The sequence below is a fragment of the Bacillus sp. F56 genome, assembly GCF_001748205.1.
Taxonomy (GTDB): domain Bacteria; phylum Bacillota; class Bacilli; order Bacillales; family Bacillaceae; genus Bacillus; species Bacillus stercoris.
In genome coordinates, this window is the sequence record NZ_BDFC01000004.1 from 635,494 (window position 1) to 647,992 (window position 12,499).

A 12,499-nucleotide genomic window follows, 5' to 3' on the forward strand; every position below is an offset into this window, starting at 1 on the left:
CCTGTTCAGACGCAAAATACATGAAAAGGGAGGTGTTTTGGTGAGGAAATACATTGTTATCGCTTCAGTACTATTGTTTTTTCTATCCATTTTATCTGGCGGCCATCATGAATCGAAAGCCGTTCCTGCTATACAGCAGGAACTATTTCAAACGCCTCATTACATACCTTTGCTTGAAAATCCTCCTCAAATTGATGTGAAAGCTGAAATGAGAAGCAACCTAATGATTGAGGCTCAAGTTCGCGACAATTCGTATCAAGCATTTTCCGCCTTTCTTTTTTACAAACAAAGTAATGAGCTGGGCTACAAAATGGTGCCGATGGATCCGACACCCGGGGCGGTCCGCAAGTTTTTGGCACAAATTCCGAAACGTTTGATTTGGAACAGCGAGCTTGAGTATTACATTGTGATGTCGAATGGGAAGCAGCGGGTGGAGTCGGAGACGCAGAAACTGAAGCTTGAAGGATACCAGGCTGACCTTGCGCATATTCCAGAGCTTCTGATCACAGAGCTGGCGGTTGATACGAAGAACATAGGACGCGCAGACGGTTATGAATTTATTGAGATTTATAATACGACTGACAGAACGATTGATTTTAAAGACTACCATATCCGTTACCGCTACCCAAAAGAAGGGCCAGACTCCGATTTGATTTGGAGACCTGATGAAAAGATCTTGATACCATCCGGCGAAACGTTTGTCATCTGGCTGAAGCCTGCCGGGCATCCAGAATTGACGCCGGAGGATTTCAATCGGTATTATCAGACACAATTAATAGAAGGGAAAAATCTCGCGGTGATAGACGAGACAGAGGGTATGGCCAATACGAGACCGCGGGCGGTTGTGATATCAACGAATACAGGAAAGGATATTTCGGCAGCGCATTATCGGAAACATGCGTTGCGCCGGCTGTCATCTGTGCTTTACAAGTATCCGCTAAACGGAACTGCAGAACTTTTGAACATTTCAATCGGGGAAAAAAATCCGTCTCCCGGAACCGTATTACAGGCACAGGTACCCGAGCAGAAACGGAAAATCAAGCTGGATAAAGAAAAGCCGGTTATTGAGGATTTGACTGACCGCAAGCCTGTCCGCCCTGCTGAAAGCATTGAGCTGCGGGCTGACATAAGGGATCGCAGTCTGGTGAAAACAGCAGCTTTTTACTACCGGACGGATGAAAACAAACCGTTTAAGCGAATTCTTGCTGAAAAAGACCACAACGATAATCTTTACCATTATATTGTGTATTCACCTGAACTGATTGGGAAAGATCAGCTTGAGTATTACGTGGCGGCCGGGGACGGGATGAATGAAGCAAGAACACCTGTTAAAATGATTGATATTAAACAAACAAGCAAGTCGCACGGTTTGCGGATGAACATTGAAAACAGAGACACGCTGTCGGGAACTCAGTTCCTCAAAGCCACGACAGACGGGCAAGCTGACAGCATTAAGCTATGGATTGACGGGAAAAAACAAGTGACAGAGCCCGCGATGGAAAAAGAAGTATATTTTGCATTCGATACGAGGAAAACGAACCTTTATTTTAAAAACGCGGTAACGATGGAAGGCAAAGTGCTAAAGGTGTTCGATGATACGACAAATAAATACCGCACCTATTCTGTTCCATTGCCGGAGACGCTGCTGCGCAAAGGGAAGCAGCTGCAGCGTATTACAATACGATCGGGTTCGAAGGTGTCTCCGTTTGATACGGCTGAAAACCGTGATGACTTCTTAGTCAAAAACGCCCGATTGGTGTTATCGGATGGAACGGTGATCAGGGATCAGAGGGTGTCTCCTGAGAAGGAACTCTTGATTGGCGATAATCAGCGCTCGAATAAAAGCTGGCAATTTCAGTTCAATCTGCCTGACGGACTATTTACATCACAGCTGCTGGAGTGGGACACATCAAAGCTTTCTGAAGGCGCTCACCATATTCAAGCAAGCGACGGCAAGGAAAATGTCAGCCTGGTTGTACGGGTAGATAATTCAGGACCTCACATTGAGCCGAATATCACCGAGGGGCAAACGTATAAAGGAAATCTTATCCTGCAGGCGGATATGTATGATAAATGGAGCAAAATTGAGGAAGCGGAAGCGTCTTTAGATGGAGAAAGCATTACACTCCCATATCATACGTCCTCTTCTGATCTTTTGCCGGGAAAACATTCTCTAAAAGTGACAGCAACGGATCTCGCGGGCAATAAAACAGTGATTGAGAGGATATTTAAAACCGAACGAGAGCATCCGGACCAGCCGGAGGTTATAGACAGCGAAGCCGACACGCATAAGGCCAAGCTTTCTGTGCGGGTGAAGGATCCGACGAATGATGCCATGGATGTTGGTTTTTATAGGGGATTTCAATATACAGCGCGCAATCATGTGAAAATATTTAAGCACGCGTCACTGACTGAACCGCCGAAAAGCTTTGTGCCGGAAAGGGAGACCCCATTTACGAATAAAGAATTGGAGCGGGTATCAGCTACTGATGGAAAAACAGTATCGACAGAAAACAAAGAGCTTTTCCCTTATCATCGCTTTGAAGTGACGGTTGATCCATCAATTGATGAGAATGATCTGGCAGAAGCGGTTTGGAAGGGCAGTTCTTTGCCGGGGAGAAAGGTGACGATGTATGCTTGGAATTATCGGACAAACGAATGGCAGCCTGTTGACAGCTTCGTCGCGAAGGATGACAAACCGTTTACGCTGAAAGCGTCTGTGATTGCCGCCGGTTTTGTACGGGAGTCGAAAATGAATGTGATTGTACAGGATGAAATTCCTCCTGCGAAGGATATGTACACATTTGTCTGGATGTCTGATACACAGTATTACGCCGAAAGCTATCCGCATATTTTTGATAAACAGACCGAATGGATAAAAGATAATCAAAAGCAGCTCAATATCAAATATGTGTTCCACACGGGTGATATTGTAGATGATTCTGCCGATATCAGACAGTGGAAAAACGCTGATCGGTCAATGTCCGTTCTGGATAAGAGCGGAATTCCATACGGCGTGCTGGCCGGTAATCACGATGTCGGACATAAGGATGGTTCCTACAGGGCGTTTGGCAAATATTTTGGCAGCGATCGTTTTGATAAAAAATTGCATTACGGCGGTTCCTATAAAAACAACCGCGGACATTATGACCTGATTTCGAGCAACGGCAACGATTATATCATGCTTTACATGGGATGGGGCATTACGGATGAAGACATCGCGTGGATGAATCAGATACTGAAGAAGCACCCTGACCGGATGGCTATTTTAGCTTTTCATGAGTATTTGCTGGTCAGCGGAAACAGAAGCCCAATCGGAGAGAAAATATTCAAAGAAATCGTAAAGCCGAACCCTAATGTTGTGATGGTGTTGAGCGGGCATTATCATAGTGCGATGAGAAAAACAGATGAGCTTGATGATGATGGTGATGGGAAACCGGATCGTCTCGTGCATCAAATGCTGGCCGATTATCAGGGCGGGCCAGAAGGCGGGCAAGGGTATTTGCGTTTGCTTCAATTTGACCAGGCCAATGACATGGTGCACGTATCGACGTACTCTCCGTATGTAAAGGATAAGAATTACTATGATACGGATACCTATGGCAACAAGGATGAATTTTCCCTTTCGCTTGATTTGAAGCCACGAATCAAAAAGGTGGAAACCGATTATTTTGAATGTAACGTATATACCAATGAAGAGCTCGGAAAACGAGAGCAAGTGAAGAGCGGGGATACAGCTGAATTCCGCTGGGATCATCTTGAACCGCAGTCTGTTTATTATTGGTACATTATAGTGGAAGACAGTTTTAACGGCAAAACGAAATCACCGATCTGGAAGTTCAAGACGAAAAAAGAGACATATCGTCCGGCACCAGACCAGTTTGATTTTCGCCATGTCTCCAATCCTTAAAAAGGGTTGGAGGCTTTTTTTATGAAAGACGATCCATATAGTGGACAAATGTATAACGGTCGCCTCTATATACGGATTTTGCATGCTCAAAAGCAGTTCCGTTCTGCAGATATGTTGTTCGTTTAATTAATAGGACAGGCGCTCCCTTTTGGATACCAAGAATGTGTGCTTCTTCCGAGGTGGCAGCGCTTGGTTCAAGCTCCTGTTTGGCACGGGCAATCGGTATGTTGTTGTACCTTTCAATATGCTCGTAAATCGACGACTGAAAATGCGGTTTATTTAATTCACCCGCAAGCTCAAACGGAATATGTGAGGACTCAATCGCCATCGGAATATCATTTGCCAGCCGCACCCGAGTGATTTTATGAATAGAGGAGGGGTGCCCGCAGCCTAATATAGCCGCGAGCTCCTCAGTTGAATCAATAAGCTGATAATCAATGAGCTTACTGCCCGGTTTCATTCCGCGGCTTTTCATATCCTCGGTAAAGCTTGTCAGTCCTTGGAGGGCTTGTTCCATTTTTGGCTTGCTGACAAAGGTGCCCCGCCCTTTCAGGCGATAGAGCAAGCCTTCATTAACTAAATTAGAGAGCGCCTGGCGAACCGTCATCCGGCTGATCCCGAATTGTTCGGCATATTCGCGCTCAGAAGGAAGAGGCATGTCCGGCTGCAGCTCTCCGCTCTTAATTTGGTTTTTTAGTTGCTCCATAATCTGATAATAAATCGGAATAGGCGATTGTTTATTGATATGCATAAGTCAGCATGTTCCTTTCAAGGTCTTAATGACGCGGCTTCACGATCAATCAAAACCGTAACATCGGAATGCAGGTGCAAAGCAGATGCGGGAAACTCTTCGCTTATGTTTCCTTCTAACAGCTTACTTACAGCTTCCGCTTTGCTTTTTCCAGAAATGATCAGCAGAATGCGCTTGCTTGAGAGTATTGTTTGAATTCCCATTGTCAGTGCTTTTTTCGGCACGCTGTCTATGGAAGGAAAATATCTGGCATTCGCTTGGCGGGTTTGCTCATTTAATGTCACAACATGAGTTCGCGACTTGAAGGACGTTCCCGGTTCGTTAAAGCCGATGTGTCCGTTTCGCCCGATGCCGAGAAGCTGTATGTCAGTGCCGCCCAGGGATTCGACTAGCTGTTCATACCGTCGGCATTCGGCTTCCAAATCGTCTGCATTTCCATTTGGAATAAAATGCCGGTTAGGCTTGCTGTTGATATGCTGAAAAAAACGGTCGTTCATATAGAAGTGATAGCTGTTCGGATCGTTGTTTGAAAGTCCGGCGTACTCATCCAAATTAACTGTAGTGACGTTTTGAAATGAGAGATTCTCAGTTTGGTGCAGGCGGATCAGCTCGCGATATGTGCCTTCCGGCGTGCCGCCTGTCGCTAAACCGAGAACGGCATCAGGCTTATCTTTGATTGTAGCTGCTGTTATTCTGGCTGCTTTTTGGCTTAGCTCTTCATACGTTTGACATTCCATTACTTTCATATCTGGTCAGCCTCCTTGGATATAAATGCAATGTTTCCGCGGCAAATGGTGAGAATCACCTCACAATCACTGCTGACAATCACCAGATCTGCATCTTTTCCCACTGCCACACTGCCTTTTCGGTCAAAGATGCCCAGCTGTTTGGCCGCGTTTGCAGAAGTTATATTAGCTATATCCATCCAAGAGCAATTTGTAAACTCACGCATATGCCGTGCGCCATCGTTCATTTTGAGGATCGAACCGGCAAGGGTTCCGTCTGAAAGAAGAGCTGTTCGTCCTCTTACCGTCACACTTTGGCCGCCGAATTCATATACGCCGTCCTTCAGTCCTTTTGCCCTCATGGAATCAGTAATTAAAATGAGCTTGCTGCTGCCTTTTGCCAGAAAAGCAAGCTTTGCCGATAAAGGATGGGAGTGGATGCCATCGGCGATAAGCTCTGTCACAAATCCATCATGAGCCAGTGCCGTTCCAATTACTCCGGGTTCTCGGTGATGAAACGGGCTCATCGCGTTGTACAGATGGGTCATATGGGTCGCGCCTGCTTTGACGGCCTCCGACAGCAATGCGGAATCGGCATCTGTGTGCCCCATGGACGCAATAATCGATTCGTCTTTCAAATGGCGGATCAGTTCAAAATGCTGATCCTCCTCCGGCGCAAGTGTAACAATTTTGATCAGTCCGCCCGCCTCCTGCTGCCACTTTTTGAACAGCGCAACATCAGTAGGCCTGATCCACTCTTTTGGCTGGGCTCCGGCTCTTTTAGGTGAAACAAAGGGACCCTCTAAATGAATGCCGAGCAGTTCTGCACCTAATAAGGAGGACTCTTCAGCCGCTTTCCACTCTCTTGCATTCACCAACGCTTGAGAAATGTTCCCATGCTCTTGGGTAATCGTTGTGGCTAAAAAGCTCGTCGTGCCTTCTTCGGGCAGTCTTGACGACATGATGTCAAGGGCGGAAAAGCTTGCGTCCATCATATCCGCTCCATAGCCCCCGTGGATATGAATGTCTATCATGCCGGGAAGCAAAACGGAATCCGCAGGTGCTTGAATCTCTTTTGAATATGACTCCTTGGGCCGTTCTGTTGAGACTGTGCTGATTTTTCCGTCATTGATTCCGACATAGCCGTTTTTGATTACTTCATTTTCTGTCACGATCGCAATGTCTTTGATAAGAAGACTCTCTGCCATAGATGATCCGCCTTTCTGGAATTTGAATACCTTTATTTTACTCTTTTTCAGACTAGTGATCTAGACCAGCTGAGGTGTTTTCCCGCCTTTTATAAAATCTGTTTTAGGTTCAAGCCTGAAAGTGATAAAATGAAAGTATTGTGAGCAAGCTCGGGGCAGCCCGGAACAGGAGGAACATATCGTGGCAAAGGTTCGCACAAAAGACGTAATGGAACAGTTCAATTTGGAATTAATCAGCGGAGAAGAAGGAATTAACCGCCCGATTACAATGAGTGACCTATCAAGACCAGGCATTGAAATTGCCGGATATTTTACATATTACCCGAGAGAGCGCGTGCAGCTTCTCGGAAAAACAGAGCTTTCTTTTTTTGAACAGCTTCCGGAAGAGGATAAAAAGCAGCGAATGGAGTCTCTGTGCACTGATGTAACACCAGCTATTATTCTTTCTAGAGATATGCCCATCCCGCAGGAGCTGATTGATGCTTCTGAGAAAAATGGGGTGCCAGTCCTCAGATCGCCGCTGAAAACGACAAGACTGTCAAGCCGTTTAACCAACTTCCTTGAGAGCCGGCTGGCGCCTACCACGGCGATTCATGGCGTTCTTGTCGATATATATGGTGTCGGCGTGCTGATCACAGGAAAAAGCGGTGTCGGGAAAAGTGAAACAGCGCTGGAGCTTGTGAAAAGAGGGCATCGCCTTGTCGCCGATGATTGCGTTGAAATTCGGCAGGAGGATCAGGACACCCTTGTCGGAAACGCTCCGGAATTAATTGAGCATCTCCTTGAAATCAGGGGGCTTGGCATTATCAACGTGATGACGCTGTTTGGCGCCGGCGCGGTCAGAAGCAATAAACGAATCACGATTGTCATGAATCTTGAACTTTGGGAGCAGGGCAAGCAATACGACCGTCTCGGGCTTGAGGAAGAAACCATGAAAATCATTGATACAGAAATCACAAAACTGACGATTCCCGTCCGTCCTGGCCGAAATCTGGCAGTCATCATCGAAGTGGCAGCAATGAACTTTAGATTGAAGCGGATGGGGCTGAATGCCGCTGAGCAATTTACGAACAAGCTGGCGGACGTCATTGAAGACGGTGAACAAGAGGAATAGGAGTTGGCGTTAAATGAATGAAGCGATAGAACCACTCAATCCGATAGCTTTTCAGTTGGGGCCGTTAGCCGTCCATTGGTACGGAATCATTATCGGTCTCGGCGCTTTGCTGGGGCTGTGGATTGCGATGAGGGAAAGTGAGAAACGGGGGCTGCAGAAAGATACGTTTATTGATCTTGTCTTGTTTGCCATTCCGATTGCAATTATTTGTGCACGAATTTATTACGTTGCCTTTGAATGGGATTATTATGCGGCACATCCGGGAGAAATCATTAAGATCTGGAAGGGCGGCATTGCCATTCACGGCGGGCTAATTGGCGCCATTTTAACTGGTTATGTGTTTTCAAGAGTGAAAAACCTTTCGTTCTGGAAGCTTGCGGATATTGCCGCGCCAAGCATTTTGCTCGGCCAAGCGATCGGCCGCTGGGGGAACTTCATGAATCAGGAAGCGCATGGCGAGGCTGTCAGCAGAGCATTTTTAGAAAGCCTGCACCTGCCTGAATTTATCATCAATCAAATGTACATCAATGGGCAATATTATCACCCTACCTTTTTATATGAATCACTATGGAGCTTTGTCGGCGTTATTGTTTTACTGCTTCTGCGCAGAGCGAATTTGCGAAGAGGCGAGATGTTCTTGATCTATATCATCTGGTATTCAATCGGAAGATACTTTATTGAAGGAATGCGGACTGACAGCTTAATGCTGACAGAATCACTTCGCATTGCTCAGGTGATTTCAATCGTATTGATTGTTTTGGCTGTGGCAGCCATCATCTTCAGACGCGTCAAGGGATACTCGAAGGAGCGGTACGCGGAGTAGACGTCAACAAAGGGGGATGGGGGATGAAGAAGATCTTTCTGGCCGGTCTTGCGGCAGGTCTTCAAACAACATGGACACTCGGTAAAGTCATTTTCCCGGTAACACTATTGGTCACTTTGCTTCAGCATACGCCTGTCATGGATTGGCTTGTACGGCTGATCACACCGGTAATGGGTCTCTTCGGGCTTTCCGGTGAAGCGGCCATTCCGCTTGTGCTGGGAAATATGCTGAATCTGTATGCGGGAATTGCCGGGATTTTGACGTTGGATTTGTCTGTAAAAGAAGTCTTTATTTTAGCTGTTATGCTTTCATTCTGTCATAATTTGATTATCGAATCGACAGTTGCCGCAAAGGTTGGCATCAGAATTGGCGTTATATTGGCGGTGCGTATCGGTTTGGCCGCTGTGTCAGCCATCGTCATCAACCTCATTTGGCATGGCGGACAGGAAACGGCACAGTACGGTTTTATCGCTGCGAAGAGCGTTGCGCCGGACAGCTGGCTGGCAATGCTGGCAGAAGCCTTAACGAAAGCCGGGCTTGGTGTTTTGCAGTTGGCGGCAATAGTAATCCCGCTGATGATCATCATCCAGTTTTTAAGAGATTTAGGCTGGCTGCATCGGTTCTCCAGGTGGCTCTCGCCGTTTACGCAGCTGCTTGGCATGAATAAAAATACGTCTATGACGATGGTGGCGGGACTGACGATTGGTCTGGCCTACGGAGCGGGTGTCATGATCAAAGCTGTCGAGGATGACGGCGTGAGCAAGCGGGACATGACTTTGGCATTTATATTTCTCGTTGCCTGCCATGCGGTCGTGGAAGATACACTTGTCTTTATTCCGCTCGGCATACCGGTCTGGCCTCTTCTTTTGATTCGTGTCACCACAGCAGTTCTGCTGACAATGGCTATTGCGCATACATGGAAAAAGTGGAAACCCTCAGCGGTTGGAAAGGAAGCAATATGAGTGACAAACAAGTAACGACGATTCTGTTTGATTTAGACGGAACGCTTATTAATACGAATGAATTAATTATCGCGTCCTTTTTGCATACACTGGAGCATTATTATCCGGGCAAGTATAAACGAGAAGATGTCCTTGCGTTTATCGGGCCGTCTCTTTTTGAAACGTTCTCCTCGATGGACCCTGATAAATGCGATGATATGATCGCTATGTACAGAGCGTACAATCATGACATGCATGATTCACTCGTCACTGAATATGAAACGGTATATGAGACCCTGGATGCATTAAAAAAAGCCGGCTTTCAATTAGGAATTGTGACAACAAAATTAAGAGATACTGTCAATATGGGCCTCAAGCTCACGGGAATCGGCGAATTCTTTGAAACGGTTGTTACCCTTGATGATGTGACAAATGCGAAGCCTGATCCCGAGCCTGTGCTGTTAGCGCTGAAACAGCTAGGAAGCAAGCCTGAGGAAGCCATTATGGTCGGTGATAATTACCATGATGTGCTGGCAGGGAAAAACGCCAGAACAAAAACCGCAGGAGTCGCATGGACGATTAAAGGGCCGGAAATGCTGGCGAAGCATGAGCCTGATTTTATGCTTGAGAAAATGAGTGATCTATTACAAATTGTTGGAGTGAAGTAATCTGTGAGAAAAACAGATCGTCATCCGGTCTCAGGAGCTAACTCACTTTGGCATGTCTATCAAACGGTCCCTTTTGTAAAGGTCGTTAAAAACTTCATTGTCATACAAATTGCGAGATATACACCGTTTATAGGGATGAAAAACTGGCTGTACCGTACATTTCTGCGGATGAAGGTTGGAAAACAGACATCCTTTGCCCTCATGGTGATGCCAGATATCATGTTTCCGGAAAAGATCTCAGTCGGAACGAATACAATCATCGGGTACAATACGACTATTTTGGCCCATGAGTATTTGATTCAGGAATACCGGATCGGCAAAGTTCTGATCGGAGACGAAGTAATGATTGGTGCCAACACGACTATTCTGCCCGGAGTGGAAATAGGGGATGGCGCAGTAGTGTCCGCCGGAACGCTTGTCCATAAGGATGTGCCTGACGGGGCATTTGTCGGCGGGAATCCGATGAGGGTCATCTATACGAAGGAAGAAATGCAAGAAAGATTGAAAAAGTCCGCTGAATAAACATCAGCGGACTTTTTTGTTAAAATTGAATATTGTTGTTTTCGTAAATATGCTGAACGCCAATCCATTTTTGACCGACATGAGAGTAGCGTGTGTTTGTCATTCTGACCGTGCTTGTTTTGCTGTCCGTCCGGAATATCGCTTCCTTCATGTTTGTGATGGTGCACTTATCAATGATCACATCAACGTGGAAGGTTGAACCGCCAAGCTGTCTAATGAACTTTCCGCCAATGTCTGCCGTGAAATTTTTCACTGTGAATGTACTGGCTTTATTGATTTGGAAAATCTTATCAGACGCTTTTTGAGCAGAGCCGCCGTCGATGGTCACTTTACCTTCCTTCTTCACGGTTAACGCATCCTCACCAACATCTTCCCACTTCACATTCTGAATGTTAACGTTTCCATAAGTGTGCACGCCATCAGCAGCAGGTGCGCCAAGCACCACATTTTTCAGAGTTGCTCCATCCTCCACACGAAAAACAGGTTTTTGGTTTTCGGACTGGCTTCCGTCACCTAGTTCTTTCCCTGCCACAAACCGCTGTCCTTTCCCGTCATATGTTGTATTTTTTGGTACGATAATTGTTTCGTGAACCACTTTGTCAGCTGCAAAAGCAGTTGATGACTGAAACTGGCTGAAACCCATAACCAAACCGAGCATACATAGGATAGACACGATTTTTTTCAATGATAAAATCCTCCCCAGATATCTTTCATTTTTTGCAAGAGAAGCGTCAGCGACTTGCACCGGCTTCTCTCACATAGATCGGGGCAAGGCTGAATCTGTTTTAATCATAAAAACAGACAGCCTGAAAGTAAAGATAATTTTGGAAAGTAAATGGAAAATGAATCAATCTTACCGATTGAAACAAAAAGCATGAATATCGTCGTGTTTGCTCAGGATAGAGCAAAGTGGGGATTCAAAATGTTTATTTTTGAATAACGACGGCTTGGCTGCCCATTTGTTTCCATGCTTTTTCAAAGCTCGTCCTATCGGTTTTTCTGTTTTTATAGCCATACGGGTCATTGAGATACACATATTTCTCATCATATCCCGTAACGGCGACGCTGTGTTCGCTGTACGTAATCTCTATCGTTCCGCTTGGCGTTTTCCATGTCTGCATGTTGTCAACTGGTGCAAAGCTGGCGGTCGTAATGACCCAAACTGGATTGCCTTTTTCAAGCTGCTGATAAACAGCGGAAATACTTTTTCCAGTCAGATCTGATACTTTGTCTCCGGCATAGGTTTTCGCCAGCTGATAGATCGGTCGATGGTAGACACCGAGACCAGGGCCATTTGCCATATCCCCGACAAATCCGTCATTCGGATTACCTTTTAATCCGCTGCTGTATGTCAAAGGCACTGTGGCAATCTGGTTTGCCAGGGTGTTTTTTGTCACGTCGTATCCCGCGTAATTCAGCACCATCGCAAGGCTTGTTACTTCACAGCCGTTATAGAGCCGGGGCGCGTCCATTTGATTGTAAAGGATGACATCAAGCGGCTTTGCGCTTCCCTTCAGCTCCTTTTTGCTATTCGCACCTGTATCTGTATCGCTGTCAGAAACCGCTTTTTTAAGACTGTTCAAAAAAGGAATATCTATATCTTTTGCATCTATTTTAAGTCCGAAAAAAATAACGCCTGAAAGAATCATCAGGACACATAGAGTTCGCAGTGTTTTCATCTTTATCTCCTTGTTCTCTATTTGATTTGTATTATAGCATGCCAAACATAAAGAATTTGAGATATTACGTACCTTTAATACATTGTTCATGATTTTTTCATAATGAGGAGAAGGATATTTGGACTAAAAAAATTCTGGCTGAAGTTAAGCATTGATTT

The 12,499-nt window shown here is 45.7% G+C and carries 11 protein-coding genes; 6 read left to right on the forward strand and 5 right to left on the reverse strand.

Features of this window, described 5'->3' with window-relative positions:
- Positions 1-40: 40 nt before the first annotated feature.
- Positions 41-3,910, forward strand: coding sequence for a lamin tail domain-containing metallophosphoesterase family protein (locus tag BFW96_RS03335; RefSeq protein WP_069838632.1), 3,870 nt, complete (start codon positions 41-43; stop codon positions 3,908-3,910).
- Positions 3,911-3,929: 19 nt separating this feature from the next.
- Here the strand turns inward: BFW96_RS03335 and nagR are convergent, their stop codons facing one another.
- Genes nagR through nagA form a run of 3 tightly spaced genes read right to left on the reverse strand, consistent with a single transcriptional unit; the run spans position 3,930 to position 6,594 of the window.
- The gene (gene nagR / locus BFW96_RS03340) at positions 3,930-4,661 is read right to left on the reverse strand and encodes an N-acetylglucosamine utilization transcriptional regulator NagR (RefSeq protein ID WP_069838633.1); all 732 of its coding nucleotides are present in this window, start codon (positions 4,659-4,661) and stop codon (positions 3,930-3,932) included.
- A 17-nt stretch (positions 4,662-4,678) separates the two neighbouring features.
- Entirely contained in the window at positions 4,679-5,407 is a 729-nt protein-coding gene (gene nagB, locus BFW96_RS03345; RefSeq protein WP_069838634.1) for a glucosamine-6-phosphate deaminase, read from the reverse strand.
- The gene (gene nagA, locus BFW96_RS03350) at positions 5,404-6,594 is read right to left on the reverse strand and encodes an N-acetylglucosamine-6-phosphate deacetylase (RefSeq protein ID WP_069838635.1); all 1,191 of its coding nucleotides are present in this window, start codon (positions 6,592-6,594) and stop codon (positions 5,404-5,406) included. The genes nagB and nagA overlap by 4 nt, the downstream gene beginning before the upstream one ends.
- 181 nt (positions 6,595-6,775) lie before the next feature.
- On the opposite strand from nagA, the gene hprK reads away from it, so the two are divergent.
- The 5 genes from hprK to hprF are packed head-to-tail and all read left to right on the forward strand — an operon-like array spanning position 6,776 to position 10,662.
- Complete coding sequence (gene hprK, locus BFW96_RS03355) at positions 6,776-7,708, forward strand: HPr(Ser) kinase/phosphatase (RefSeq protein ID WP_014665519.1); 933 nt, start codon at positions 6,776-6,778, stop codon at positions 7,706-7,708.
- A gap of 13 nt (positions 7,709-7,721) precedes the next feature.
- Positions 7,722-8,531, forward strand: a complete 810-nt coding sequence (gene lgt / locus BFW96_RS03360; protein ID WP_014665518.1) for a prolipoprotein diacylglyceryl transferase — start codon at positions 7,722-7,724, stop codon at positions 8,529-8,531.
- Positions 8,532-8,554: 23 nt separating this feature from the next.
- Positions 8,555-9,493 carry a nucleoside recognition domain-containing protein gene (locus BFW96_RS03365; RefSeq protein ID WP_014665517.1) on the forward strand — a complete coding sequence of 313 codons (939 nt, stop codon included), beginning with the start codon at positions 8,555-8,557 and terminating at the stop codon, positions 9,491-9,493.
- Positions 9,490-10,140 (forward strand): pyrophosphatase PpaX, encoded by a 651-nt coding sequence (gene ppaX / locus BFW96_RS03370; RefSeq protein ID WP_069838636.1) that lies wholly within the window; start codon positions 9,490-9,492, stop codon positions 10,138-10,140. The genes BFW96_RS03365 and ppaX overlap by 4 nt, the downstream gene beginning before the upstream one ends.
- A gap of 3 nt (positions 10,141-10,143) precedes the next feature.
- The gene (gene hprF / locus BFW96_RS03375) at positions 10,144-10,662 is read left to right on the forward strand and encodes a heptaprenylglyceryl phosphate O-acetyltransferase (protein WP_069838637.1); all 519 of its coding nucleotides are present in this window, start codon (positions 10,144-10,146) and stop codon (positions 10,660-10,662) included.
- A 19-nt stretch (positions 10,663-10,681) separates the two neighbouring features.
- Here the strand turns inward: hprF and pelC are convergent, their stop codons facing one another.
- Together pelC and BFW96_RS03385 are read right to left on the reverse strand one after the other, a co-directional pair.
- Positions 10,682-11,347 carry a pectate/pectin lyase PelC gene (gene pelC / locus BFW96_RS03380; RefSeq protein WP_069838638.1) on the reverse strand — a complete coding sequence of 222 codons (666 nt, stop codon included), beginning with the start codon at positions 11,345-11,347 and terminating at the stop codon, positions 10,682-10,684.
- A 241-nt stretch (positions 11,348-11,588) separates the two neighbouring features.
- Positions 11,589-12,341 (reverse strand): C39 family peptidase, encoded by a 753-nt coding sequence (locus BFW96_RS03385; RefSeq protein ID WP_069838639.1) that lies wholly within the window; start codon positions 12,339-12,341, stop codon positions 11,589-11,591.
- Positions 12,342-12,499: the final 158 nt, after the last annotated feature.

Bases quoted from the DNA above. Each gene is read 5' to 3' on its own strand.
- nagR (WP_069838633.1), bottom strand. From the start codon at position 4,661: ATGCATATCAATAAACAATCGCCTATTCCGATTTATTATCAGATTATG.
- nagB (WP_069838634.1), bottom strand. From the start codon at position 5,407: ATGAAAGTAATGGAATGTCAAACGTATGAAGAGCTAAGCCAAAAAGCA.
- nagA (WP_069838635.1), bottom strand. From the start codon at position 6,594: ATGGCAGAGAGTCTTCTTATCAAAGACATTGCGATCGTGACAGAAAAT.
- lgt (WP_014665518.1), top strand. From the start codon at position 7,722: ATGAATGAAGCGATAGAACCACTCAATCCGATAGCTTTTCAGTTGGGG.
- BFW96_RS03365 (WP_014665517.1), top strand. From the start codon at position 8,555: ATGAAGAAGATCTTTCTGGCCGGTCTTGCGGCAGGTCTTCAAACAACA.
- ppaX (WP_069838636.1), top strand. From the start codon at position 9,490: ATGAGTGACAAACAAGTAACGACGATTCTGTTTGATTTAGACGGAACG.
- BFW96_RS03385 (WP_069838639.1), bottom strand. From the start codon at position 12,341: ATGAAAACACTGCGAACTCTATGTGTCCTGATGATTCTTTCAGGCGTT.